This window comes from Actinophytocola sp. (assembly GCF_036002505.1).
In the GTDB taxonomy this organism is placed as follows: Bacteria; Actinomycetota; Actinomycetes; order Mycobacteriales; family Pseudonocardiaceae; genus DASYTH01.
Map to the genome: position 1 here is coordinate 50,279 of NZ_DASYTH010000122.1, position 25,765 is coordinate 76,043.

Genomic DNA, 25,765 nt, shown 5'->3' on the forward strand with positions numbered 1-25,765 from the left:
TTTGACACGCTGACCCGCCGGTGCGCGGCCTACTCTCGCCGGATCGAGGCGGGGAGGGCGCGATGACCCAGCCAGCCGGGTTTTACCAGAAGAACGGCAAAACAAGACCGATCACCCCCAAGAAGGGCGGAGCTGGCCCGTTGGTGGCCGCGGGGGTGCTGGTGGCCGGGGTGCTGGGCGTCGCCGGTGCGGGCGGGGAGGCGGCCTCGTTGTTCGCCAGCCGGGGCGGTGCCGGGTCGTCGGCGAGTGCGCCGAACCTCGCGGCGCGCAAGGCCGACGCCGGCAAGGCGGCCAGGAAGGGCGACGCCGAGGGAGCCTGGCAGCGCCTGGGGATGCGTCAGCTGAAGAAGACGGCCAAGCAGGATGCCAAGTGCCTGGCGGCGTCGTTCGGGCAGGTGCGGCAGTTCTTCCTGCGGACGCCGTGCACGTCGCTGGACCGGATCCTGTTCGCCGTCGGCGACGGCGCCGGCAACAACGCGGTGGTGTCCGTCGCGTGGGTGGGATTCCGCACACGCGGCCAGGCCGGTGACTTCACGGCGCTTATCGACGTTTACGGCACCGGCGACATCAAACCGCTGTCATCCGGGCTGCTGGGTCTGGCGGACATCAGGTTCACCGGCCGCCATTACGGCTCCGCGCGCACCGGCAGCCAGGTTGCCGTCGCGGAGGCCGAGCCCGCCGGCGGCCACCTGGCGCCCGACATCCTGAAGGCGCTGGCTGAGGTCGCGGCACAGTTTCCGCGGCCTTAGAGGTCGAGTTCCATCAGTAGCCGATCCTCGCCCGGGCCGAGATAGTTCTCGTGGAAGGACTTCGTGATGAACCCCAGGGATTCATAAAGCTTGACAGCAATAGTATTGATGGGACTGACGGTGAGGCGCACCTGCTGGAAATTCGCCGAGCGGAGTGCGTCCAGGCATGAATGGACGAGGTATCGACCGTATCCGCGGCGCCGATAGTCCGAACGTATCAGAACGCTGAGCAGCCAGGCCGACTCCCGGTCGGGGCAGGGCGCGACGAGCGCGTAGCCGAGCAGGTCGGCGGGGTGGTCGGCAGGGTAGTCGGCGACCATCCAGAAGTCTCCGTAGACGTCGAACATCTGCCGCAGCACGAAGTACGGATAGCCGTCGAGCGCCTCCAACTCCTCGAGATCAGACGATCTTGCCTTCCGGATAAGGACATCCCGGTCATCGATCGGGCCACCGACGACCGTGTCATGAGGTTCGCGCTGACGGGGTACGATTTCGCCTCCAGATCTCTCTCGATTGGCGCGGCCGGCGCACACGGCCACAAAGGCAGCATTACTGTGCGGGATGCCTACGCCCCACCCAGTGACCATAATACGGCCGTTCCCGGCCATGACAATCCCGTGAACATCACTGCCAAGCCCGCGGGGATCCACGCGACCGGACCATCGCCCGCCCCGCACGGTGACCGTGATACGCCAACCGGCCGCCGAATTCCGCTCGATTACCACCCGAATGGCGCATTCGGTGCTCCGGTCGCTAGATGATAATGAGGCCATGAGTCGCAGTCGGGGAGCTTCCGGTCCGCCCGCCTGGTCCCGGGCCAGGTCGTCCGGCGGTTTCGCCGCGCGCTGAGCCACGCCTGGTCGTCAACTCATGCCCGCATCCCCGTCCGAACCCTCGGCGTTCGTCGACGCCGTCACCACCGCCATCATCCGCCGTGTCGATCACTACGCCGAGCTGGTGGACGCCGCGAAGGCCGACGGCAGGCTGGAGCGGGCCGAGGAGATCATGCTGCTGGACCGGTTCGAGCACTACACCGCGGACGTGCTCGACCGCTACCCGCCGCCGGGGCCGCGCAACCGGGAAAGCCTGGCGTTCGTCCACCTCTACCGCGAGCGCGACGACGACACGTCGGCCGAGGACCGGTGCCGCGCGCTGCTCGCCGCGCTGATGGCCGCCGAGGTGGAGTCACGCGGACCGTTGCGGCTGACCCAGGCGCAGAACGGCCGGCTGGCCGCGATCCTCGAGCGGATCGGCGCGGCCTGCGGCAAGGAGGGCCTGCTCCTGCACGCCGCGCTCGCGTTCGAACGCGCGGCCGGCATCTACCTGCTGCTGAGCGACAACGCCGGCCGCGACCGCTGCCTGTACGAGCGGACCCGGTTCCGGCAGAAGTCGACCGGCCCAGGCCTGCCGAAAGCGCTGCTGGCCGTCTCCTGGACGCTGTGCGGCTACGGGTACAAGCCGTACCGCCTGCTGGCCTGGGTGGCGATCCAGCTCGTGGTGTTCTCCCTCGGCGTCGCGCTGACCGTGCCCGGCTCGGTCTGGCACGGCATCTACCTGAGCGTCACCAACTACCTCGACCCACAGGGCTCCGACGAGCTGTCCGCAACCGCGCAGATGCTCCTGGTCACCGAAAGCTACGTCAGCGCGGTCTCCCTGAGCGTGTTCTTCGCCCTGCTGGTACACCGGTGGTTCCGGATCTAGACGGGGTCGGAGGGAAGCAACGTCACGTTCACTCCCGGCACATCACCAGCTGGCGTCGTGCTGGCCGACGCGCTCCAGGGCCTCGAGCGTGCGCACCGCGATCAGGTCGCGGATCCGGGCCACCTGCGCGTTCCACTGGAGCGAGAAGCCGGGGCTGGTCTCGAGTGCCGCCCACAGGGAGCGCAGCGGCAGGTCGACGTGCGCGCCGGGCATCCAGAGGTGCACCAGGCGTTCGACGGCGCTGGTGAGCGTCTTGATCGGGTCCACGCCGAGCGCCATGTCCCGGTCGGCCTGGTCGATCGCCCCGGCGAGCGTGGTGATCAGCCAGTCGTGCAGCGCGAGGTCCTCGCAGAACCGTTCGGCGGTCTCGAGCAGGGCCGGGGGCAGGCTCAGCTCGACGGTGCGCCGCACGTCGTCGTCCACATGCAGCCGGACGGCGGGGTCGGCGCCCTCGGCCACGGTCGCGGTCCAGCGCACCCGGGTGGACCGGGACCGCATCGCGATCTGATGGTCGAGCTGCGGCCGCCGCTGGACGTTGCCGATCAGGTACTCGCTCACCGCACCGAGATCGAGCACGGCTCCGTCCGGCACGACCGTGCGGTGCCCGCGGGCGAGCTGGGGCACGTCGGCCCTGCTGATCACCTCGACCACGCCGCGCTGGCTGGCGTAGTGCGCCCAGGCCAGCCGGTGGTTGGCCGCGGCCTTCTCCAGCCGCGCCTTCGCCGAGGACTGGAGCACCAGCCCGCCGGTGACCACCGCGTGCGCGGCCACCGTGCCGATGCCGCGGGCCCGGGTCAGGGGCTCGGTCGCCAGCCGGCAGTCCACACCGACCATCACGTCCGGGGACACCGACCGGTTGACCGGCCGGTCCGTGACCAGCACCCGCTGGCCCGGCTTGAGCCCGAGCAGGTCGACCACCTCGGCCCGGCCCAGCCGGCTGGACGTGCGCAGCAGGCTGGTCCGGACCTCACCCACGATCAGCATCGGGCGTTCCCAGACTCTCGTCGACGTCCTCGACGAAGATGTGCGAAACCCGCCGGCGGATGTCCTCCGGGACGGCCAGCTTCTCCGTCCGGCCCCGGTCGACCACCTGGTGGATCACCGCCCGGTCCAGGTCGAGGTGGCCGAGGATCACGTCCACCGCGTTCTCGATGGCGAGGTAGGAGCGCGGCAGGATGGACGCGGTGCGGTAGGCGGAGAACGGCGCGGCCGCCGGGCTGAGCTGGATGACCGTGGGCAGGTCGCTCCAGTGCTCCGGCCAGTCGGCGTCATCCGCCCAGAGCTGGGGCTGCGCGACCGGTTCGCCGTAGTGGCGCAGCATGCCCAGCCGGAGCAGATGCCACACGGCGGCGAGGAACGGGCAGGACCAGGTGCGCTGCGAGACGAGCCGGCCGTCGGCCTTCTCCACCCGCTCCTTCCAGCTCCACAGCTCCACGTCCACGAAGATCGAATGGTTGCGCCGGCCGAACTCCTGCGGCGGGCGCCATTCCTGGACCTGCATGGCCTGGTCGGCGTCGGAGTCGGCGGACCGCTCGCCGTTGCACAGCCAGCCGGTCTCGTGCAGCGGCGGCCGGGACCCGTTGGTGCCCACCGGCGGCTCGGGCAGCAGCATCGCCGCGGTGAGCTCGGCCAGCGGCACGTTCTCGGCCACCGCGCAGCCGGCTTCCCTGGCGATGTAGTCGAACCTGATGCCGCACTCGTCCGCGATCCGCAGCAGCTTCTTCATGATCTCGGCGGGATTGGTGTGGCTGCCGAAATAGTCGTCGATCAGAAAGCAGGTGCTCACCCGGGGCCGCGGGCCGAACTCGGCCGCCACGCTCGCGATGGCCGCGTCAATCCACGGCGCCACCCGGCGAAACTGCGCCCGGATCCGGTCCTCGCCGTCGAGGAGGTCCTTCATGTAAAAGTGACCCACCTCGATGGAGAGGTGGGCTAGCTGCAGGTGCCGCGGCTCGTTCTGCTCGGCCGCCTCGCTATAGGTGACGGAATCCGGCGTACTCACAGCTTTTCCCACCACGTGTTGTCGGTCAGCTTGTCGGCAAGCTCCCGGAACGCGGTGACCGTCGCCTCGTTGGCGATGTTGGCGGCCACGTCCGCGTCCGAGATCACTTGTTCCCGCCATTGCAGCACCGGCTCCATCGGGGTTTGCCCCAAGGTCCGGCTGCGACCCAGCTTGTGACGGTTGGCGAGCTTCTTCAGCTCTTCGTCGCACGCCCGCAGCCAGGTTGCCTGGGCGGCGTTGTCGGTGGCGAGGTGCGAGTTGAGGTTGGGTACGGCGGTGCGGACGAACCGGATGGAGTCCAAAAGCTCGTCCTGGTCGTGGCCGGCCTGCTTACCGACCTCCAGCAACCCGCGGGCGTCGAAGACGAGGCTGTGCGCGGCCACGATGTGCTGCTGGGTCCAGCGGTGGAACACCAGCCAGCGCGCGGCGAGCGAGCGCAGCGGCGTGGAGGCGGTCGCCTTCAGCACCATCTCCACCGCCACCGACCGGCCGGAGCTGAGGTCGACCACACACACGTCGAACTCGGAGTCCAGCTTGACGAACAGCTCGATGCAGCGCTCGACCCGCTCGACCGAGTTGGGGAACTCGGCGCCGCCCCGGTCCCCCGGGAAGAGCACGAGCCGGTGGGCCCGGGTGTTCGCGGTGCGCAGGTGCGTGCGGCTGGAGCTCTGCCAGATGTCCACCTGGCGCGGGTCGGAGGCGACGCCGTTCAGATACGAGTGCGTGCCGACCCGGCCGTCAATGCCACGCTCCACCTTGGCCACCTCGAAGATCGCCCCGGCGGTGGGCGAGCCGAAGTCGAAGTCGAGGTACGCCACGCTTTTGCGCTGCGCGAGGTGGTAGGCGATGTTGCAGCTGGTCACCGACCGGCCGGTGCCGCCCTTGTCCGACGCCGCGAAAACCAGCATCTACATGCTCCTCGTCGCGTCGAGGTGGGCGACGGCCAGCTCGTCCAGCTTGCGCAGGGCCTCGTTGGCCAGCGCGTTGGCGGTGCCGGGCTGCTGGATGACGATGCGCCGGGCGCGGGCGAGGGTGGCCTCGATGCCGGTCAACGTGGCGCGCCGGGCCGGGTTGTCGTCGGCGCCGGCGTCCAGCATCTCCTTGTTGAGCAGGTGGTCGGCCTCGTGCAGCACCTCGAGCGCGCGGGACCGCAGTTGCGGGCTGCGCAGCGGTGGGTCGGCGAACGTGCGGGCGGCCGTCACCAGCGCCTCGACCACCCGCTCGGTGAGGTACCAGGAGGGCGCGTCGATGGGCTTGCGGTCCTCATGGGGGAACAGCGCCTCGGCCGGGTCGTCCCAGAGCCCGGCCGCCGGGCCGTGCGAGATCCGCCGCCGGTTGAGGTGGTCCATCGTCGCCTCGGCCACCTGCATGAGCTGGTCGCGGGCGTCGACGTTGGCGGACAGCCGGGCCGACTGGACGGCGCGCTTGAGCAGCAGCGGCGCGAAGTCCGCGATGGTCCAGTACAGCTGCGGGCCGAGGGCGGCGGTGCCGCCGAGGCGGATCTGCTCGCCCGGCACGTGCATCCGCACCGCGGGGTCGTTCTGCGTGACCCGGCGGGTGATGCGACCGCGCTGGGCGAGCGACTCGAAGATCGCTACCAGGCGGTTCAGGTCGTCGTCGGTGGCTTCGCGGTTTTCCAGGTCCTGCACCAGCACGGCGGACACCAGGAGACTGAAGTAGTCCTTCTCCTCACCGTCCGACGTCTGCCACGGGATGTCCTCCAGCGGCCATTTCCCGCCGCCGAACCGGGCGATCGTGGCCCAGTAGCGCTGGGTCAGGTCCCAGCGCAGCTGCAGCGCCTCGTTCAGCGTGCGCTGCTCGTCGGTCAGCAGGCCGAGCTCACGGGTGCGGGACGACCGAAGGTCGTTGATGCCGTCCAGCGCCAGCACTGTGGAGTACAGGTACGGGCGCGGGTCGGCGACGCCGTCCTGGCTGCCGATGAACGGTTGGTTGATCCGGCTGGTGCCCTCGAGCGCGATCTTGACCTCGGTCGCGTTCCGCACGACGCCCCAGCCCCACCCGCACTCGAACAGCTTGGACTCGTCGTCCAGGCCAACCTCGACGTTGACACCGATGCGGACGTCGTCGAGCAGCCGGGTGCGCACCCGGAGCAGCCGGTCCGACAGCTGGTCCCGGACCACCTCGTCGGACGAGTTGTTCTGGTTCATCATCCGGAGCATGTGGTGGTGCTCCGGATCGTTGAGCGTCACGGCGTTCACCACGAAGCTGCGCAGCAGACCGATCATGGCGCAGGTGAGCCGGTCGCGGAACGCGCCCTCGAGGCGCTCGACCCGTTCGGCGAGCCCGGTCTGGCGCCGGCCGGCCTGCGGCCGGAACACGCCGAGGAAGCCGAGGGCGGCCAGGCACAGCGTCACCGACATCGAGTAGGAGTCGACGACACCGATCCGCAGCTGCTCGTCGGTGACTCCGGGTCCGGACGAGTCCGGACCGGCCTCGTTGTCGGCGGCGGTGCGCAGGTAGCTGCCGCCGGCGAAGTCCGGCTCCCCGTCCTCGCCGGTGTACCGCTTGATGTACTCCTCGAGCACGGCGACCAGCCGCTGCGGGATCGTGGTGGGACCACCGAGAGGACTCAGCGTCGCGGCCACGTCGTCGGCCATGCTGTCCGGGCGGTCGAGCGCGAGGTTGGTCAGCTCCGTCGCCGGGTACAGCAGGCAGAGCAGCTGCTCGGCGTCGCTGATGGAGTTCGACTCGTCGCGGCCGCCCCAGGTCCACTGGCCGTCCTGAAACGCGGTACGAACCACCGAGCTCCAGACGTCGAGGAGCTGTCGTCGCGGTTGGATTCTCACGCTAGCCGTCCTGGAGGAATGTCAAGCCGATTGGGGTTCTCGCGCGCGAAGGTGCGGCTGCCCGGCGTCAGACGACCGTCTCGGGGCCGGCGATACGCTAGCACTGCCATGACCTCCCGGTACCCGTAACCCCGCCAACAGGCCACGATCGTGACGCCCCGAGTGGCGCGGGCACCGCCTGTCATCATCGCAGCCCATGCCGATCGCTGGGAAGTGCTCGCCCCCGACCTGATGTCTGAAAGTAGCCGAAAAACGTTACGGCAAACGGGGGACGCGAGCGTTATTCGACCGTCACTCCGGCCGGGCGGGCGACCGCCAGCCGGGCCGCCGACGTGCCGAGGCCGGTTGGCACGAACGAGAAATCCGGGGGACGGTGTGCGGCCGGGTGCAGCCGGCGTTGTTCGGCCTCGGTATAGCGGGCGCACTTGCGGTGCCATTCGAGAATTCCGGACATCCATTCCTTGAGACCGTCGGCGTGCCGGCGGATAACGTCCCGAACCGGCTCTTCGAGGTCGAGCTCCTCGAACAGCGCCGGCAACTCCCCGGCCACGATGTGCTCGAACTGCTTCATCCGTTCGGTCATCAGGCCGGCCACGACGTCCCGGGCGGCGAACCGGTCGACGCCGAGGAAGTTCTGCACGACCAGGACCAGATTGTGGAACTCCCCCTCGAACTCGATCTCCTTCTGGTAGGAGAAGAGGTCGTTGGTGAAGCAGGCGTAGTCCTGGGCGGCGGTGTCGAGCTCGCGGATGACCCCGTGCCGCAGCAGTCCCTCGGGAACGCGCTCGGCGTGCGCGAGCCAGGCCAGGCTCATCGTCAGGTTGGAGCCGAACGTGGCCCGGCGCATCTCGACGTAGTCGACCGGGTCGGGAATCCGGTTGTGGGCCTGGTTTTCCAGCTCCCACAGCCAGCTTTCGGTCATCTCCAGGATCGCGGCGCGGAACCGCCGGCGGGCGAGCGCGGGCATCGGGCCCGCGGTGCGCTCCCACAGATCCGCGAGCCCGCGCTCGAGCGCGTTGGCCGGCTCCGGCACGGCCTCGCCGTCGAGTGGCATGAACGCCGGAAACCGCCCGTGGGACAGTTTGGCCGCGGCCAGGTTCCGGGTTCGGCCGAACACCTCGGGGAAATAGTCGTCGCCGTACGTGCCCCAGGACAGCCAGTCCGAGGACAGGTCGAGCTGCTCCCGGCTCGCGTCGGCGTCGATCATCGACGCGCAGTGGGAGAGGTCCAGGGCCCGGAACCGCCGCTCGTCCCATACCCCGCCGGTTTCCAGTCCCGGCACGGAGTCGAACATTCCTACCGCCGCGGCCCATTCGACCGCGTGCTCCCGGGTGGCGTCCAGGTGCGGGCTGATCCGGAACGGATAGGGCATGTACAGCTCGGGCAGCGGCAGGTGGCCGACCGGCTGGAACGGCACGAAGGCGTGCTGCCGGACCCGGCCGCGCAGGCCCAGCCGCACGGTGGCGAACGCCCGGCTGGCGGAGGTGCCGAGACCGGTCGGGCCGGCGAGCACGGCGCCCTCGTTCATGTACCGGCTGGAGCGCAGATGCCACTCGTGCCCGCCGGCCTGCCAGTCCTGCAGTCCTTTCACGTACGCGGCGACGCCGGCCCAGTCCGCGCCCGGTGCGGCGTGCTCGGCCAGCAGGGCCGGCACCTCGGTCAGCGCGGTCGCCTCGAACTGCTGCAGCCGGGACGTGAGCAGATCGTTGACCAGTTCGGCGGCCTCCTGCGTGCGGCAGCCGAAGAACTTCTCCAGCACCAGCACGGCGTTGGCGTTCTCCCCCTCCTCCCGGACCTCGCGCTGGTAGGAGAACAGGTCGTTGCGCAGGTGCACGGCATCGGAGAAGGTGTCCGACAGCACCCGCATGGGCCGCAGCGCCGCGAGCTCGTCCGGGACCTCGGCGCCGACCGCGTACTCGACCAGGTTCGCCGACCAGGGCGCACCGCCGACCCGGCGCCGCATCTGGATGTACTCGATCGGGTTGGCGATCCGGCCGAGGTTGATGTTGTTCAGCTCCCACAACGACTCCACCATCAGGTTGTGGGTGCTGGTGATGAACCGGCGGCGCCACCCGTCCGACATCGACGGCACGGTGCGCGCCCACAGGTCGGCGAGACCGCGCTCAGCCGGGTTCGTCGGTTCCGGCGCCTCCTCACCCTCGAGCGTCATGAACCGTTCGAGCCGGTCGAGGTAGGCCCGCGCGCCCTGGACATCCCCGGAATACTTGTACTGCTCGAGAAAGTGGTCGTCGAAGAAGAACACCCAGACGTACCAGTCGGTGATCAGGTCGAGCGCCGGGCCGTCGCAGTCCGGATGGGTGTACGCGCACATCAGCGCGTAGTCCATGAGGGCGAGCGCGGCGGCGTCCCACACCACCCCGCCACCCGGCTTGGGCGCGTCGAGGAAGCCCATCTCCTTGGCCCAGGCGGCGCTGTGCGCCCGGGCGCGCTCGAGGTTCGGGTTCAGCCGGGCGGGATAGGGCATGTAGAACTCGGGCAACCGGAACGACTGCTGCATGCAAGGACATTCGCACGTGCGGGCCCGCCGCCGCATCGTCCGCCTGGGCGATACCCGGACGGTGCTGTCCGATGAAGGAGGGTTCTGCACAAGGGTCCGTGGTTGCGTTGGCGGGTGGTCGGCTGCCGGTTGCTCGCGGTGGGCCAGCGTGCCGTTCGGTGTCCGGGTTGGCAGAGCTGGTCACTGGTCCGACCGCTCGGGCAGGCCTCCGGCCCACCCTCGCCAGTCCGAAGTTGTGAATGATCAACTGTTTGCGCATCAGGCCTGAGCTGGGCAGGCGATCTCCAGAGGTGCGGAGGTGAGGCGGGGAAAGCGTCCTTGGTCGCCCTAGGCGTGAGGAAGGACGCGTTCGTCACGCTCGGCCCACAGCCGACGAGCAGGTCTACGCAGAGTCACAGCAACGTCGGGCCAGTCGGAACGAACACCGCCCGGCGGCCCACCACTCCCAACCGGGATGTGCACAACCCTCTGGCCGGGTCGTCAGCCGAACAGTTCCCGGGCCAGGTTCGCCAGCACCCGGTCGGCCTCGGCCGCGGGCAGTTCGCTGAGCGTCGTGTCACCGGGAACACCCTGGTAGCACGCCAGGGCCGGGATCCTGTCGAACACGCTGGGCCGCACCTGGATCGGCACGACCCGGCAGCCGCCCTGGTCCGCCGCGGCCAGCAGTGGCGGAAGCTCCTCGGCGTCGATGAAGTCCGACGCCAGGAAGTCCGAGCTGACCAGCAGCAGAGCCACCCGGGCCCGGTCCAGGGCGGCCACGATCTCCTTGCGCCACACGTCCCCGGACTCGAGCCGGCGGTCCGACCAGACGTCGACGATGCCGAGCCGCTCCAGCGGGCGCAGGTGCACCAGCACCCGGTCGAGCCAGTCGGCGTCCCGGTGGCTGTAGCTGACGAACACCTGGTCGCGGGTGACCGGCAGCCGCTTGCCGGCCGCCTCCAGCAGCTCGTCGCGGCTGAGCTGGTTGAGGTAGAACCGGAACTGCGGGTCGTCGGCGATCAGCCGCCGGGCACCGGGATCGTAGTACAGGTGCTCGGCGATCTGCGGGTGCGCGGCCGCGAGACCCCGCGGCAGGCCGGCGACGAACACCCGCGCAATGGCGGCCGCGAGGTGCGGCCGGGCGGCGGCGACATCGTCGAGGCACACGATCCCGTCGGCCGTGCCGGCGAGCTGGATGAGCAACTCGATGCACAGCGGCTCGGACGGCTGGTCCAGCACGATGAACCCGTCCACCGCGGCCTGGTACTTGAGCTCGAGATGCTGGATGACCTTCGCCCGGGCCTGCGCGCTGTCGGTCCGGACGTCCACGTGCTGCTCGACGGTCTGCTCGATGCCGGCCAGAACCGCCAGCTCGTAGCAGAGCATCTGCGCGGTCTGCAGGCTGCCCGCCGACGCGCGGGCGATCTCCGCCTTGCCGTCGAAGGTGATGTTGAGCGCCTGCTCCCCCTTCTCGATCATCTGCAGCACCAGGCTCTCGGTGGCCGGCTGCGGCTCGAACACCTTGACCCGGTTGACGATGTCGGACGCGAAGTCGATCAGGTTCCGCGCGGTGCCGGGAATTCCGACGATCACCAGCTTGCCCGGCGAGGTGTCATCGTCGGCCAGCACCTTGAGCAGGTCGGCCAACCGGTCCTGCAGCTCGGTGGGCAGGCGGTGGAAGTCGTCGACGGCGACGATTCCGGTGTGGCTGCCGTCCAACCGGCGAATCCGCGCCACGTGCTCGGCTTTCCGGGCGGAGAGGATCGACGGGCGGCCCAGCCGGTCACCGTCGCGCTCGAAGGCCTGCCGCAGCCACGTGGTCTTGCCGATCCCGGACGGGCCTTCCAGCACGACCCCGAGCCCGGGCTGGCGCAGGGCCATCTTGAACCCGACGAAGTCCTCCGGCTCGACGAAGGTGTGCGTGGGCAGGCCGGACTGCTTGAACACGTCGCCCAGGTCGTAGACCGTGCGCCGCTTTCCCGTGGCGGCCCGGGCGCCGGAGCCGCGCCGCCGCCCGCGCTGGGCGGCCATGCGCACCCCGTCCACGATGTTCTTCAACGCCCGCTCGCGGTTCGACCACTGCTGCACCGGGGTGCCGCCGGTGGGCAGCGGGGCGATCCGGGCGAACGGCTGGCGTTCCCAGACCGCGGGTTTGACCAGGATCGGGATGAGCACGGTGTGCCGGTTGTCATGCCGGGTGAGGATGATCCGCAGCTCGTTGCTCAGCCCGTACTCGGTGGCCAGCAGGTCCCGGGTCACCAGCAGCAGCACGGTGGCCGCCTCGCGGGCCCGGGGGTCGACATCCTCACCAGCCGCCCACGTCACCGGGCGCTCGTCGATGCTGGCCAGCACGCCCTCGTCCATCAGCACCTGGAGCGCGTCGACCAGCTCCACCGCGGAGTTGCTGTCCGGCTCGGCATACACGAGCAGGGCCGACTTCCGGCGCGGTCTCGGTAGGCCGGCGGTGGTGGCGCCGGGAGCACCGGTACCCGGGTGCGCCACCTCGCCGGGATACGCGGGGGCGGAGCGCGGCACGCGGTTTCCCTGCAGGGCGGCGAGAAGTCGCTCGCGGGCGGTCTCCGCGCCGGTGTGCACCAGGTCCACGACGGCCCGGTCGCTGATCAGCCCGCCGACGTCGATCGGGTCGACCCGCACCGGGATCACGCCGGTGCCGCGGGCGAACGCGGCGGTGCTCTCCGACATGGTCCGGGCCACCCGGAGGAAGTCCGTGGACAGCACGACCAAAGCGCGGTCACCGCGGTCGCGCACGAGTTCCAGCCGGTCGACGAGGTTCTCGCCGGCGGTCACGGTCCACTCGTCGATCTCGACCACGTGCCCGGCCTCACGTAGCTGCCAGGCGATCCACTCGGCCCAGGACCGGTCGGCGGCGCCCGCGCACACGACCACGTCGGCCCGCTCGGTCCGGCCGGCGGCGACCGGGCCGTGCCCCGGCTCGGCCACGAAACGCGCCCGGGGGTCGTCGGGCAGGCTGACCCACGCCTGCGCCGTGCTCTGTGTCGTGCCCACCCGGACCGACCGGTAGATTCTCGGGTCAATGGTCGGATGGTGGCGCACCACTTCCTCGTAGAAATACGAGGACACGATCATTCCCAGAATCCCGGAGGATTCCGCCATGGCGGTGTGCAATGCGGCGGAGCTCACCAGCCGGAACGCCAGGGTGATGGCCGGGTCGACCGCGTTGCGGGCGAGCACGCTGCTGCCCACCTCGCCGTGCGCCACCTCGCCCGCGTGCAGCGCCATCCGCAGCCGGGTCCGCTCCTCCTCGGGGTACAAGCTGTTGTGCGCGCTGAGCTCCCGCACCAGGAACTCCGGCAGCGGATCCACCAGCAGCCGCTTGGGCACGTCCGGCGGCACCAGGATGATGGTGCCCTCCTGGTGGTCCTCGGAAACGCAGCCCTCCCACGGGATCTGGGAGTGCCGGAACGCCTCCTCGAGCGCCTCGTGGACGGCGTAGCGGACCAGATCCTCACCGGCGCGGGTGCGGGTCGACCGCTCCACATCGACGACAAGAATGGTCCGGTGCACCGGCAGAGTCACATTGGTCATCCGAACCTCACCACGCACCCCGAGCCCACAACATCAGCATCCCATAACGGACGTGGACGGTTCCTGGTCAGGGTATGCAATTGGTTGATCTTGACGCGTTGACCGGAAAATGCAACCTGGGCCGGCCGCACGTGCGTAGGTAATGCCGTAACCGGGATGGGAGGTGTCGGGTGCGAGGCGAAGAGGACGCGAGCTTCCGGGAGTTCGCGCGGGCGCGGACGATCGCGTTGCGCCGCACGGCGTACCTGCTGTGCGGGGACTGGCATCTCGCCGAGGACCTGACCCAGAACGCGCTGATCAAGCTCTACGGGGTGTGGCCACGCATGCAGCGGAGCGAGCGGATCGACAACTACACCCGGCGGGTGCTGCTGCGCTGCTGGCTGGACGAGCAGCGGCGGCCGTGGCGGCGCAGGGAACGGCGGGACGGGGTGCTGCCGGAGGCGCCCGCGTCCGAGCCGGGCGAAAGCGGTCTCAGCGATGTGCTGGTGCGGGCGCTCGGCAAGATCCCGCCCCGGCAGCGCGCGGCGGTGGTGCTGCGGTTCTGCGCGGATCTGCCGGTCGCGGACGTCGCCACGGCGCTCGGCTGCTCGGAAGGAACCGTGAAAAGCCAGACCGCCCGCGGCCTCGACGCATTGCGCGCGGTGATCGAACGGTGGGAGGCGGTGGCCTGATGGACGAGAGCGAGCTGGTGAACCGCCTGCGCGGCCTGGCGTTGGCCGAGCCGGCACTGGGTATCGACCCGGACGAGGTGGCGACCCGCGCGGCCCGGCGGCTGCGCCAGCGGCGCGCGACGATGGGCGCCGTGGTGGCCGTGGTCGCGCTCGCCGCGGCCGTGGTGGCCGCGTCCGCCACGAATCTGACCGGCGCCGAGCCGGCCGACATCGGCCCGCCCATCTCCACGGAGTTCCCATCGCCGCAACCAGATCCGACCGACCCGCACGACCTGTCCGGCGCCGCCGGCCGCAACCGGGCACACCTGCGGCAGGTGATCGGCACGGTGCTGCCCGCGACCCAGCAGGTCAGCGTGGGGGACTTCAAGCAGTACAACCGGTACGACGTGAGGCTGTGGGCGCAGCTCATCAGCCAGGTCGAGTTCACCGACGACGCCGGCCCGGCCGCGTTCTACCTGGAAGTCGCCGGACCCGGGGTCTACGGAACCGCGGACACCGCGTGTAACCCGAATCTGGTCGGCCGGGACGGAAAACCGGCGGTCGAGGCCACTCTGCCCGACGGAAAGCACCTGCGCTGCGACACGATTCCCCAGCCCGGCGGCAGCACGCTGGTCCTGGGGGAAAACGGGGAGCCAGGAGCCACCGAGCACACGCTCAGCCGAGTCAGCGGCCTGTACGCCCTGCTCTACCGGTCCGACGGCAGCGTGGTCGGCCTGAGCAACGACGACAAGGTCTCCAATGAGGTCGCCGAGCGTTTCGGTCAGCCGAACCCGGGCGGCACCCGGTCCCGGTTCCCGCTGACCGAGCAGCAGATGATCGCGCTGGTCACCGACCCGGCGTTCACACTCAGGTAGTGGTGCGTGTGGCCGCGCCCGGCTGGCCGCTGACCAAGATGCGGGCCGCTTCGCGACCCGGGGTGGGGCTGATGGAGCCAGCGTGGCACGAGTGGGTGACGGTGGGCTTCATGATCGTTGTTCGGGGTCGCCAGCCGCGGTGAGCGCGGGTAGCGAGCCCCAAACGCTGATCTTTTGACCACTGCGTGCAATAGCAAACCGGCTCCATCCGGAAACCGGCGCCCGACCAACCTGGCCGCCGACCCACTTCCCCAGCCAATTTCAAGCCGCACACCCCACCAGACCGCCGCCCGCCAACGCGACCAAGTCCACCCCGGCGAGCCAGGCGACCGCCAACGACTCCGCCACCCGCCAACACCACCCCGCCCACCATCAAGCCACACCGGCAAAATTTCCGCCGGCAATGGCCAGGTCACGAAGCTCCCTCGACCTCCAGCACGTGGCCGTTGCCGTTGAGGGAGGCGACCGCGGCGACCTGGACGCCGGCGTCGGGGCGGGCCGACCGGATCGCGCTGCCCAACTGGGAGGCCGTGGTCTCGGCGGTCCACCGGTGGTGCAGCTCGAGCAGCCGGACCCCGACCAGCTCCAACGCCTGGCTGACCGGTTCCAGCACCCGCCGCTGCACCTCGGCGTGGTCCACGGCGTCCGGCGTGGCCTCGGCGTTCTTGAGGGTGTGCCAGAGCATCGACGTGCACGCGGTGCGGAGGTACTCGTCCGGGTCCTGGTGCCCGTACCAGGACTGGTAGAGCAGGTCCGGGTTGACCACGAAGGTGATCGAGTAGTGCGTGTCCCAGGTCCGCTCGTCCCGCGGCACCTGCACGTTGAGCTGCCAGGTCTGCGGCAGCGACGAGCGCTTGAGCACCCCGCCGACGAACGGCACGTGGAACGCCCAGCCCGGCCCGATCGGCTTGGCGTTGCGCCGCACCTTGCCCCGTAGGTGGCGCAGACCGATCTCGTCCTGGTTGACGTACTTGGCGCTCTTGGCCAGCAGGATCACGGACGCCGCGGCGATCAGCACCCCTTTGAGCCAGCCGTCGACCGCCTCCCATGCATGATCGATGAAGGGCACGCTGGTCAACATGGTCGATCACCTCACTCACGCCTGACCGCCGGCCCTGAGTTCGTCAAACCGGACAAGACGGCATGGCCAGATTGTGAGTGCCGTTTGGCCGAATAGCTATAGCCCTTGGTCCCTATCCATCAGGTCTCGAGGATGTTGTGGTCCGATATTCGCTATCCGCTTACCGCGGTAGACAATCCCGTCACGCTGCGTGCCAGCGCGCCTGTCCCGCGCGGTCGACGCCCTCCGGATAGGGTCGGACCGCACAGTCACCCGAGGGATGGAGTCACCGCATGGCACTGGAGAGGCCCAACGTCGATGCCGGGGACGGCGCCCCACCGGCCGACCTGGTCGTGGAGGACATCACCGTCGGCGGGGGTGCCGAGGCCACGCCGGGCAGCAACGTCACCGTGCACTACGTCGGCGTCTCGCACGCCTCCGGCAAGGAGTTCGACGCCTCCTGGAACCGCAGCCAGCCGTTCAGCTTCCCGCTCGGCGGCGGCAAGGTGATCCCGGGCTGGGACCGCGGCGTGTCCGGCATGAAGGTCGGCGGCCGCCGCCGGCTGGTCATCCCGCCCCACCTGGCCTACGGCGACCGCGGTGCCGGCGGCGTGATCAAGCCGGGCGAGACGCTGATCTTCGTGGTGGACCTGCTGGGAGTCAGCTAGGGAATTGGAAAACCTCGCCCCAGCCAACCGCACCTCAGGGGACCGTGACGGCACCCGGCCACGATCCACCACACCGTCGCAGCGTTCCGCGGTGACGCAACCACCGCATCGAAATTGCGGAGAGGCGGACTAGCGCAGGGCGGCCCGGGCCGCGGCGGTGGCCTGGGCGGCGTAGCTCCAGCCGAACAGCACGGTGTGCACCAGCAGCGGAAACAGCTGGTGTAGCGGCACCCGCTCGGCCCAGCCGGGTGCCAGCGGCGCGAACTCCTGGTAGGCGGCGAGGATCCGGTCCAGGTGCGGGCAGCCGAAGAGCTGCAGCATGGCCAGGTCGGTCTCGCGGTGTCCGCCGTGCGCCGCCGGGTCGATCAGCCAGACCTCGTCCGTCCACAGCACGTTGCCGGACCACAGGTCGCCGTGCAGCCGCGCCGGCGGCTCGGGCGGGCCGGCCAGGTCCTCGATGCGCGTGCACACCTCGCCGAGCACCCGGGCGGCCGTCCAGTCCAGCACCCCGCTGTCCACCGCCTGCCGCAGGTAGGGCTCGATCCGTTGCCGCGCATACCATTCCGGCCACGCCGCGGCCGGCTCGTTGGGCATCCGGGCGTTGCCGATCCAGGCCTGGGCCGGACCGCCCGGCGGCCCGGCGCCGAACGCCGGCGCCCCGGCCCGGTGCAGCGCGGCGAGATCGCGCCCGAAGGCCTCGGCGGCCCGCGCGGCCGGCCGGCCCTCCGGCACCCGCTCCATGATCACCCAGTGCCGGTCCGAGCCGAGCACCCGCGGCAGCCGCACCATCGCCGGCTCGGCGAGCCACGCCAGCGACGTCGCCTCGGCCAGCGCGGCGCTCGGCCCGGCATGCCGCTTGGCCACGACGGCGTCCCCGCCGGCCAGCTCCACGGCGGTGAGGTGCCCGGCGAGCGGCCGGCTGGCGGTCACCCGCCGGCCGGTCAGCGCGGTGACGGCGTCGGGCGCGGACCGGGTCACGAGCCGAGCCGGTCCCGGACCCAGGTCAGCAGGCCGGGCGCCGCCGACTCGATCATCGTGAGCACCTCGGTGAAGTCGCGGCGCCCGCCGTAGTACGGATCCGGCACGTCGAGATCGCCGGCGCCAGGGTCGAACGAGCGGAACATCCGCACCCGGCCGGCGTCGGAACCCTGATGGGCGAGCAGATCGCGCAGCGCGTGCCGGTGCCCGGAGTCCATGGCCAGCAGCAGGTCCGCGGCCAGGTGGTCCTCGTCCACCTGCGCGGCGACGTGCTGGGTCGGATAGCCGTGTGCGGCAAGGGTCCGTGCGGCACGTGCGTCCGCCGGGTCGCCGGCGTGCCATGGCCCGATGCCGGCGCTCGTGACCCGGACCCGGCCGTCGAGCCCGGCCCGGCGGAGGTGCTCGCCGAACACCAGCGCCGCCATCGGCGAGCGGCAGATGTTGCCCGAGCACACGAAGCAGACGTGCAGCTCAGCCATCGAGCCGATCCAGGATGTCGAGCAGCGCCAGCGGGTCCTCGACGTGGGCGTTGTGGCCGAGGGCGGGCAGGGTCACCGGGTCGGACTGCAGCGCGAGCAGGTGCTCCCGGGGTGACATCGGGTCGTGCTCCCCCGCCGCGAGGATCACCTCGGCGCGGCAGGCGGTGAGCAGACCGGGCATGTCGGGGGCGCCGACGGCGAACGCGGCGGGGTCGAGGGTGAGCCGCCAGCCGTCGTCGCCGCGCGTGATGCCGGGGGCCGCGAGCGGTGAGTCGGGGGCGAGCAGCCCGGTGAGGCCGGCGATCTTGAGGGAGCGCTCCACGGCCGCCTCGCGGGTGGGGAACGCGCGGGCCGGGCGCGCGGCGAGCTCGGTACTCCGGGCGAGTTCCTCCGGCGACCAGCGGACCTTGATCCCCAGACCGCACACGGCACCGACCTGAACGCCGAACCAGCCGCTGGCCAGCGCCAGCCCGACCGCGCCGCCCAGCGAGTGGCCCAGCACCGCTATCCGGCGCCCGGGTTCGACGGCCTCCGCCACCGCGGCGGCCAGGGCGCCGAAGGTGTAGCGCGGCAACGGATCCGAGCGGCCGTGGCCGGGCAGGTCGGGGATCACCCAGGACCCGGGCCAGTGCCGCGGCAGCAGTTCGGCGAGCTCGAGCCACACGGTCCCGGTCGCCCCGAGTCCGTGCAACAGCAGCAGCACGGGGTCACCGGAGCCGCCGCGATCCACATACATGCCCATGATCTCCGCACGGTACAGAATGGCGGCCATGGGCAGCGACGCCGGCACGATCCTGAACCCGGACACGTATGTCGACGCCGTCCCGTACGCGGCACTCGCCCGCCTGCGCCGTGAGTCGCCGGTGGTGTGGCTGGACGAGCCGGAAGTGGACGGCTGGCCGGCGGGACCGGGGTTCTGGGCGGTGCTCCGGCACGCGGACGTGCGGCACGTGCTGCGCCATCCGGAGATCTTCTCCTCGCAGCTCGGCGCCACCCAGATCCGCGACCCGGCCACCCCGGAGGCGCTCGCGTACGTCCGCCGGATGATGCTCAACCTGGATCCACCCGAGCACTTCCGGCTGCGCGGCCTGCTCACGAAGGCCTTCACTCCGCGCGCCGTCGCCCGGCTGGAGCACAGGATCGAAGGCTGGGCCCGCGACCTGGTCGCCGCGGTCGCCGAGCGGGGCGAGTGCGACTTCGCCAAGGAGGTCGCCGCGGACCTGCCACTGCTCACCCTGGCCGAGGTGTTCGGTGTGCCGGCCCAGGACCGCTGGCTGCTGTTCGACTGGAGCAACCGGGTGATCGGCTACCAGGACCCGGAGTACGCGGTCAGCGCGCACGCCGGCGCGGGCGGCTCCACCGGGATGGCCCGGCGGGCGATCGCCCTGCGCCCGGTGCCGGACGCGGCCGGGCGGATGCCGGATCCCCGTACCCGGCAAGGAATGCCGGACCTCTACGGGTACGCCGCCGAGCTCGGCGAGTACAAGCGGCGGCACCCGGGCGACGACGTGATGAGCAACCTCATGCGGCACCGGGACGACGCGGGCGGCCAGGTGGCCATCGAGGAGTTCGAGAACCTGTTCTGGCTGTTCTCCGTGGCGGGCAACGAAACCCTGCGCAACGGCCTGCCCGGCGGGATGATCGGCCTACTGTCCACTCCGGACGCTCAGCGGGCCCTGCGGCGCGATCCGGCGCTGCTGCCGGCCGCCGTCGAGGAGATGCTGCGCTGGTGGACACCGGTGATGCACTTCCGCCGCACGGCCACGGTGGACACCGAGCTCGCCGGGGTCCGCATCCGGGCCGGCGAGAAGGTGGTGGTCTGGTTCTCCGCCGCCAACCGCGACGAGGCGGCGTTCGACGACCCGGACACCTTCCGCCCGGACCGGACCCCGAACGACCACCTCACGTTCGGCCACGGCCCGCATTTCTGCCTCGGCGCGCATCTGGCCCGGGTGCAGCTGCGGGCCATGTTCGCCGCCGTGCTCGACCTCCTCGGCGAGCTCGAGCCGGCGGGCGAACCGGTGCGGCTGCGCTCCAACTTCCAGAACGGGATCAAGAGCCTCCCGATCCGCTGGCGAACCCGAGTGCCCTGAAGGTGACCTTCGGGACGTTCAACGCCCTGAAGGTCACCTTCAGGGCACCCGCCCACCACGAAGCTCGCGGACGGCCAGGGCGAGGGCGATCAGCACCAGGATGGCCGCGCAGGCCATAGCCAGGCTCGTGCCCAGCGCGGACTTCCCGGTGCCGGCGGCGTGGAACACGGCGGCCAGCAGGGCGGTGCCGATCGCGCTGCCTATCCGCTGACCGGTCTGGACCAGGCCGCTGGCCGCGCCGCCCATGCTGGCCGGCACGCCGGACAGGGTGAGCGACATGTTGGGCGCGACCACCGCTCCCCCGCCGATGCCGGCCACCAGCAGCGGCACGGTGATCACCAGGCCGAGCCGGTCCGGCGGGGTGACCGGCACGACGGCCGCGAGCACCGCCAGCCCGGCGGCCGCGGTGGACAACCCGGCCACGGTCACCCGGCGGCCCCAGCGGTGCAGCAGCCGCCCGGCAATCATGGAGCCGGCCGAGGAGCCGAGCGCGAACGGGGTCACCAGCAACCCGGACTCGAGCGGCGAGAAACCCAGCCCCGACTGGAGGAACAGCGCGAACACCAGCCAGATCCCGCTGAACCCGGCGAAGTACACCGCGCCGATGGTCGCTCCGGCCGGGTAGCCCGGGATCGTCGTGAGCAGCCGGACGTCCAGCAGTGGCGCCCGGTCCCGCGCGATCCGCCGCCGCTCCCAGCGCAGGAACAGCAGCGCCAGCGGGCCGGCCAGGAGGAACAGCCACCACAGCCCGCCGCTTTCCGACTGCACCACGGGAAACAGCACGCACAGCACGGCGAGCCCGAGCAGCAGCATGCCCAGCACGTCGACGTCCGCGCGGCGCGCCGGCCGGCCGGTGCCCGGCACCAGGCGGGCGGCGAGCACCAGGGCGAGCGCGCCGATCGGCACGTTCACGTAGAACACCCACCGCCAGCCGTCCGCCTCGCCGAACCCGTCGATGATCACTCCGCCGAGCACCGGGCCCACCGCGGTGGAGAATCCGACCGTGGAGCCCAGCAGCCCGAACGCCCGGCCCCGCTCCGCGCCGCGGAACAGGTCCTGGATCAGTCCGGCGTTCTGCGGCGTGATCAAGCCGCCGGCCAGTCCCTGCAGCAGCCGGGCCACGATCAGCAGCGCCGGCGTCGGCGCCGCCCCGGCCAGCGCGCTGGTGAGCACGAACCCGGTGAGCGCGATGAGGTACATCCGGCGCCGGCCGAGCGCGTCGCCCAGCCGCCCGCCGGCCACCAGCGCCAGGCCGAACATCAGGGGATAGCCGGAGACCACCCACTGCACGCCGCTGACCGAGGCGCCCAGCCCGTGCTGGATGGACGGCACCGCGACCGTGACGATCGTGATGTCCAGCAGCACCATGGACCCGCCGGCCAGGGTGACCAGCAACGCCCGCCAGCGCCGCGGGTCGGCCGCCTGCTCGGTGACGTCGCGGGCGGTCACGTCGCGGCCGGTCACCCGCCGCCCGGCGAGCTCTCCGCCAGCACGAGCAGCCGGCGCAGCAGGTCGGCCAGCCGCTTGCGGTCGGCCGGCGAGAGCGCGGCGAAGATGCGCTCCTCCTCCCGCCCCACCGCGGAGACCGCCGCGCGCCAGGCGTCGTAGCCGGCCGGGGTCAGCTCCACGTCCACCCGCCGGCGGTCCACAGCGGACGGTGTGCGCTGCACGAAACCCCGCTGTTCCAACGTGTCCAGCCGGCCGGTCATCGCGGCCGGCGAGACCCGCAGGTCGGCCACCAGCTCGGAGGGGACGGCGCGGCCGCGGCGCGCGGCCAGCGCCTTGAGCGTGGAGTACTCGGACTCCTGCAGCTGATGCCGCGCCAGGCCCCGCTCCTTCACCCGGTGCAGGTGTCTTGCCAGAAATGCCATCCGGGTCACCGCGGCCTCCAGTACCGGGTCGAGATCCGGTCGCAGGGGCAGCCAGCGATCGAGGTGCTCGTCAACCGAGTCCCGCGGTTCCATGTGACCAGCTTACTTTGGCCGGCTCACATTTCTGTGAACCCACATTTCGCCGCCGAAATAAGGCAACCCGCGGCCCGGCCGAACGTCTCGATAAGCAACCCGGCGCTGGGAAACCCATTGCTACTCCCGGCAGGAGGTCAGAGTTGACCACTCATCTCCGACGCGGGCTCACCGCGCTCGGCACCATTGCCATCGTGCTCGGCAGCGTCCTCGCGGTCGCCGCCACCCCGGCCTCGTCGGCCACCCAACCCGCCATCCAGGTGCTCACCAACATCCGCACCGGCCTCAACACCGGCTTCGACCGGGTCGTGCTGGACATGTCCGACGGGCAACGCCCAGACGTCCGCTACGAGGTCACCGACGAGCTGATCCAGGACGGCTCCGGCGAGATATTCTGGCTCGCCGGCGAATACTTCGTCAGCGTCGTGGTGAATCCGGCATACGCCCACGACCGGGGCGGCAACCCGAGCTACCCCCAGCCGCAGCGGTTCCGCACCCGCAACCTCCACAACGTGATGGCTGTCGGCCTCACCGGAGACTTCGAGGGTTACGTCTCGATCGGGCTCGGCATCCGCTACCAGTCCTGGGTCCGGGTGTTCACGCTCATCGCCCCCAACCGGGTCGTCATCGACGTCGGTCACTAACCGGTAACCGGTCATAGGAATGCCCACACTTGGGACATTCACCGGCCCAAGTGTGGCATTCATGACATCGAGTACGGCGCCGCATTTCGTCGCCATGTTGGCGTCTCACGTCGCCGTGTTGGCGCGCCACGTCGCCGTGTTGGTCTCTGGCGTGGGTGTGTTGGCCGGTGACGACGCCGCCGGACACCGCGGACGGCAACCCCGACGCACACCCGGCCAACACGACGACGCCCCAAGCCAACACAGCGACGCCACAAGCCAACATGGCGACGTCAGGGGCCAACATGGCGAACATCACGAAGTGCGGCCTCGTGCTAGGTGAACGGAATCCAGGCGCGCTGGGCCAGCCCGTCGACGGCGTTCGCCTGTGCGCCGGCCGCGGAGACGGTCCAGAGCTCGTCGCCGATGACCAGGGCGCGGCGCACCATGCCGCCGTAGGGGTCGGACGGGTGCGCGATCGTGCCGAGCTCGGTGAACGCGTCACCGCCGAGCTTGAGCACCAGCGCGCCACCGGCCGGCTTGCCGCGCTCGCCCCGCCACTGTTCCATCACCGGCACCACCAGCAGCCCCTTCTCCGGCCAGTACAGGAACGCGTGCGGGTCGTACTCCACTTCGGACGTCCCGCCGGTCAGCTGGAACTGCGCGACGCGGCGGGCCGCGGCGAGGTTCCCGATGTCGAACAGGGAAACCTGGGTGCCGGTCCGCCGGCCCGCCTCGGTGGCGTCCTGGCCGACGCCGATCAGCCGGCCGTCCCCGGCGGCATGCAGGTACGCGGAGTATCCGTTGATCTTCAGTTCGCCCGCCACCCGCGGGTGCGCCGGATCCGATAGGTCCACTGTGTACAGTGGGTCGGTCTGCCGGAAGGTGACCACGTAGGCCACCGGACCGAAGAACCGCACCGCGTAGATCCGTTCACCCACACCGAGTCCGGCCACCTTGCCGACCGGCGCCAGCCCGTCCCCGTTGCGCGCCAGGACAGTGATCATACTCTCCGACCTGCCCGGCTGGTCGCAGCACGGGCCGGGCTGGTTGAACGTGGTCGCGATGCGCAGGCGCCCGCCGAACTCCGACAGCGAGTACTGGTTGAGCAGGACGCCCTCGACCCCGCCGGACGCCACGAACACCGGCTTGCCCGGCCGCGAGATGTCGAACTGGTACACCTCGGTCCGCTGCGCGGGCTGCGGCGCGAACCCGCCGGGCGGCACCGCGGGCCCGCCGCCGAACTGCCGGCGCAGGTTGTGGTCGTCGGCGACATAGAGACTGGAACCCGTGCCGTACACGGTATCCCCATCGGCCACAATGGACACCGGATCGCCGGTGCCGAGCTCCCGGCTGAGATCGAAGGTGAGCACGGTCAGCATGGACGTGCCGGTGTAGCTCTCCGGGTGGCTCACCGCGGGGCAGTCGACGAGCTGGCCGGAGCTCACCCGGCCGCCCTGCTCCAACCGGTACCGCGGCAACCAGTCCGAGACCGGCGAGCTCCGCACGATCTCCCGGTTGCGTTGCAGCGCCTCCTCCTGCGAGCGCGTGCCGTCCGGGTACACGAACGCCAGCCGGGGCGCGGAACGCACCACCACCCGGGCGACCGGCCCGAGCTGGCGCGCGTCGAGGTAGCCGCCCTCGACCGAGAGGGTGCCGATCACCGCCGCCCCACCGGAAAGGTCGACGAGCACGAGCTGCGACTGATACCCGTTGTACGGCACGGCCGGGCGCTTCCCCGGCACCGGCCGCCCGTCCGGCACCATCAGCCCGTCCGGCCCCGTGATCACCAGCGCCCGGTCGCCGCTGAGCAGCAGCTGCGTCGCCGGCCCGCCTGGAACCTGCAGCGTGGCAACGAGTTTGCGGGACGCCACATCGATCACGCGCAGCTTCCCGTCGGTGATCGTGACCAGCCGCCGGCCATCCGTCTTGACCAGGTCCGGCTCGTCCACGCCCGCCTCGTGCGTGTTCGTCGAGGAGTGGTCGGGCGCCTGCGCCGGCCCGGGCGCACTCTCCGCCGGTGCGGCACGCTCGGGGGCGGCCGCCCCGGCCCCGTTCGGCGCCTTCGGCACCGCGCCGGGCGGCAGGGGCATGGGCGGCACCCGCCCGCCGGCCGAGTCCTCGGCGATCATCCCGGATCCGCCCAGCCCGTACGGCCCCACCAGCGGCAGCACCGCCCCGCGCAGCTCGTCCAGCGCCGACTGGCAGCTGTCGTATGCCACCAGGCTGATCGCCCCGGTCCCGCTGACGACCTCCAGCCGCTTGTCCTGGAACCCGCCGGAGCCGCCGAACCCGACCAACCCGACCACCACGGCCGCCACCGCGACCACCGGCACCGCGATCCGCAGCCACCGCGCTAAATAGGGCTTCATGCCGCCAGGACGGTGCGCTGCCATACCAGGGTTGCATCATCCGGCTTGCCGGGTGCCCTGGCCGGCACGACGATGAGTCGGCAGGGGTCCGACCCGTAGGGAGCCACTCATGTTGGAGTTGCTGGTTCAGCGGTGGTGGATGATCGTGCTGCGCGGCGCGCTGGCCGTCCTGTTTGGACTGCTGGCGATCGTGTGGCCGGACATCACGGTGCTCGCGCTGGTGCTGCTCTGGGGTGCCTACACGCTTGTCGACGGCGTGGCCGCGGTCGGGATCGGCCTGGCGAACCGCGCCGCGCCGGGCGAGCTGCGGTTGATCTACGGGCTGCTCGGCGTGGCCGGCATCGCCGTCGGGGTGATCACGTTCCTCTGGCCGCAGATCACCGCGCTGGTCCTGCTGGTGATCATCGCGCTGTGGGCGCTGGTGGCCGGCGTGCTGCAGATCGCGGCCGCGATCCGGCTGCGCAAGGTGATCGACAACGAGTGGTTCCTCGGGCTCACCGGCGCGGTCTGCGTGATCCTCGGCGTCCTGCTGATCGTCCAGCCGGCCACCGGCGCGCTCGGCCTGGTGATCGCCATCGCCACGTTCGCCATCGTCTGGGGCGTCGGCCTGATCATGTTCGGACTGCGGCTGCGCACGCTGCGGGACAGCATCGCGCACGAAGGCGCACGCACGAGCTAAC

At 70.9% G+C, this 25,765-nt stretch carries 22 protein-coding genes; 8 read left to right on the top strand and 14 right to left on the bottom strand.

Going from position 1 to position 25,765, the window contains the following annotated elements; all coding sequences use genetic code 11:
• The first annotated feature begins 62 nt into the window (after positions 1-62).
• Positions 63-749 (top strand): hypothetical protein, encoded by a 687-nt coding sequence (locus VGR06_RS10460; RefSeq protein ID WP_327558801.1) that lies wholly within the window; start codon positions 63-65, stop codon positions 747-749.
• Here the strand turns inward: VGR06_RS10460 and VGR06_RS10465 are convergent.
• Positions 746-1,399: an N-acetyltransferase gene (locus tag VGR06_RS10465; protein ID WP_327558802.1), complete on the bottom strand. Its 654-nt coding sequence runs from the start codon at positions 1,397-1,399 to the stop codon at positions 746-748. The two genes, VGR06_RS10460 and VGR06_RS10465, sit on opposite strands and share 4 nt — an antisense overlap.
• Positions 1,400-1,619: 220 nt before the next feature.
• Here VGR06_RS10465 and VGR06_RS10470 point away from each other — a divergent pair, with 220 nt between their 5' ends.
• Positions 1,620-2,450 (top strand): hypothetical protein, encoded by an 831-nt coding sequence (locus tag VGR06_RS10470; RefSeq protein WP_327558803.1) that lies wholly within the window; start codon positions 1,620-1,622, stop codon positions 2,448-2,450.
• 42 nt (positions 2,451-2,492) lie between these two features.
• Here the strand turns inward: VGR06_RS10470 and VGR06_RS10475 are convergent, their stop codons facing one another.
• From VGR06_RS10475 to VGR06_RS10500, 6 genes are all read right to left on the bottom strand, one after another.
• Complete coding sequence (locus VGR06_RS10475) at positions 2,493-3,434, bottom strand: SCO2521 family protein (RefSeq protein WP_327558804.1); 942 nt, start codon at positions 3,432-3,434, stop codon at positions 2,493-2,495.
• Positions 3,418-4,452, bottom strand: coding sequence for an SCO2522 family protein (locus VGR06_RS10480; RefSeq protein WP_327558805.1), 1,035 nt, complete (start codon positions 4,450-4,452; stop codon positions 3,418-3,420). Before VGR06_RS10480 ends, VGR06_RS10475 begins: the two co-directional genes overlap by 17 nt.
• Positions 4,449-5,360: an SCO2523 family variant P-loop protein gene (locus tag VGR06_RS10485; RefSeq protein ID WP_327558806.1), complete on the bottom strand. Its 912-nt coding sequence runs from the start codon at positions 5,358-5,360 to the stop codon at positions 4,449-4,451. Before VGR06_RS10485 ends, VGR06_RS10480 begins: the two co-directional genes overlap by 4 nt.
• The gene (locus VGR06_RS10490; protein WP_327558807.1) at positions 5,361-7,259 is read right to left on the bottom strand and encodes an SCO2524 family protein; all 1,899 of its coding nucleotides are present in this window, start codon (positions 7,257-7,259) and stop codon (positions 5,361-5,363) included.
• 280 nt (positions 7,260-7,539) lie between these two features.
• On the bottom strand, positions 7,540-9,777 hold the full coding sequence (locus tag VGR06_RS10495) for a terpene synthase family protein (protein WP_327558808.1): 2,238 nt from the start codon (positions 9,775-9,777) through the stop codon (positions 7,540-7,542).
• 480 nt (positions 9,778-10,257) lie between these two features.
• On the bottom strand, positions 10,258-13,323 hold the full coding sequence (locus VGR06_RS10500) for a TIR domain-containing protein (protein WP_327558809.1): 3,066 nt from the start codon (positions 13,321-13,323) through the stop codon (positions 10,258-10,260).
• Between the two features lie 170 nt (positions 13,324-13,493).
• Between VGR06_RS10500 and VGR06_RS10505 the strand changes: the two genes are divergently transcribed.
• On the top strand, positions 13,494-13,994 hold the full coding sequence (locus tag VGR06_RS10505) for a SigE family RNA polymerase sigma factor (RefSeq protein WP_327558810.1): 501 nt from the start codon (positions 13,494-13,496) through the stop codon (positions 13,992-13,994).
• Entirely contained in the window at positions 13,994-14,848 is an 855-nt protein-coding gene (locus tag VGR06_RS10510) for a hypothetical protein (protein WP_327558811.1), read from the top strand. Before VGR06_RS10505 ends, VGR06_RS10510 begins: the two co-directional genes overlap by 1 nt.
• A gap of 412 nt (positions 14,849-15,260) precedes the next feature.
• Here the strand turns inward: VGR06_RS10510 and VGR06_RS10515 are convergent, their stop codons facing one another.
• Positions 15,261-15,929 (bottom strand): SPFH domain-containing protein, encoded by a 669-nt coding sequence (locus tag VGR06_RS10515; protein ID WP_327558812.1) that lies wholly within the window; start codon positions 15,927-15,929, stop codon positions 15,261-15,263.
• 272 nt (positions 15,930-16,201) lie between these two features.
• On the opposite strand from VGR06_RS10515, the gene VGR06_RS10520 reads away from it, so the two are divergent.
• Positions 16,202-16,576: an FKBP-type peptidyl-prolyl cis-trans isomerase gene (locus VGR06_RS10520; RefSeq protein WP_327558813.1), complete on the top strand. Its 375-nt coding sequence runs from the start codon at positions 16,202-16,204 to the stop codon at positions 16,574-16,576.
• A gap of 129 nt (positions 16,577-16,705) precedes the next feature.
• Here VGR06_RS10520 and VGR06_RS10525 read toward each other — a convergent pair whose 3' ends face one another.
• Genes VGR06_RS10525 through VGR06_RS10535 form a run of 3 tightly spaced genes read right to left on the bottom strand, consistent with a single transcriptional unit; the run spans position 16,706 to position 18,805 of the window.
• On the bottom strand, positions 16,706-17,554 hold the full coding sequence (locus VGR06_RS10525) for a fructosamine kinase family protein (protein WP_327558814.1): 849 nt from the start codon (positions 17,552-17,554) through the stop codon (positions 16,706-16,708).
• Positions 17,551-18,033 carry a low molecular weight protein-tyrosine-phosphatase gene (locus VGR06_RS10530; RefSeq protein WP_327558815.1) on the bottom strand — a complete coding sequence of 161 codons (483 nt, stop codon included), beginning with the start codon at positions 18,031-18,033 and terminating at the stop codon, positions 17,551-17,553. Before VGR06_RS10530 ends, VGR06_RS10525 begins: the two co-directional genes overlap by 4 nt.
• The gene (locus VGR06_RS10535) at positions 18,026-18,805 is read right to left on the bottom strand and encodes an alpha/beta hydrolase (RefSeq protein ID WP_327558816.1); all 780 of its coding nucleotides are present in this window, start codon (positions 18,803-18,805) and stop codon (positions 18,026-18,028) included. Before VGR06_RS10535 ends, VGR06_RS10530 begins: the two co-directional genes overlap by 8 nt.
• Here VGR06_RS10535 and VGR06_RS10540 point away from each other — a divergent pair.
• The gene (locus tag VGR06_RS10540; protein WP_327558817.1) at positions 18,804-20,126 is read left to right on the top strand and encodes a cytochrome P450; all 1,323 of its coding nucleotides are present in this window, start codon (positions 18,804-18,806) and stop codon (positions 20,124-20,126) included. The two genes, VGR06_RS10535 and VGR06_RS10540, sit on opposite strands and share 2 nt — an antisense overlap.
• Before the next feature lie 39 nt (positions 20,127-20,165).
• Here VGR06_RS10540 and VGR06_RS10545 read toward each other — a convergent pair whose 3' ends face one another.
• On the bottom strand, positions 20,166-21,590 hold the full coding sequence (locus VGR06_RS10545; RefSeq protein ID WP_327558818.1) for an MFS transporter: 1,425 nt from the start codon (positions 21,588-21,590) through the stop codon (positions 20,166-20,168).
• Positions 21,587-22,090 (bottom strand): MarR family winged helix-turn-helix transcriptional regulator, encoded by a 504-nt coding sequence (locus tag VGR06_RS10550; RefSeq protein ID WP_327558819.1) that lies wholly within the window; start codon positions 22,088-22,090, stop codon positions 21,587-21,589. The genes VGR06_RS10545 and VGR06_RS10550 overlap by 4 nt, the downstream gene beginning before the upstream one ends.
• A 143-nt stretch (positions 22,091-22,233) precedes the next feature.
• Between VGR06_RS10550 and VGR06_RS10555 the strand changes: the two genes are divergently transcribed.
• Positions 22,234-22,734 (top strand): AMIN-like domain-containing (lipo)protein, encoded by a 501-nt coding sequence (locus tag VGR06_RS10555; RefSeq protein ID WP_327558820.1) that lies wholly within the window; start codon positions 22,234-22,236, stop codon positions 22,732-22,734.
• Between the two features lie 314 nt (positions 22,735-23,048).
• On the opposite strand, the gene VGR06_RS10560 is transcribed toward VGR06_RS10555, so the two are convergent.
• The gene (locus tag VGR06_RS10560; protein ID WP_327558821.1) at positions 23,049-25,085 is read right to left on the bottom strand and encodes a beta-propeller domain-containing protein; all 2,037 of its coding nucleotides are present in this window, start codon (positions 25,083-25,085) and stop codon (positions 23,049-23,051) included.
• A gap of 109 nt (positions 25,086-25,194) precedes the next feature.
• On the opposite strand from VGR06_RS10560, the gene VGR06_RS10565 reads away from it, so the two are divergent.
• Complete coding sequence (locus VGR06_RS10565; protein WP_327558822.1) at positions 25,195-25,764, top strand: HdeD family acid-resistance protein; 570 nt, start codon at positions 25,195-25,197, stop codon at positions 25,762-25,764.
• Position 25,765 lies beyond the last annotated feature (1 nt).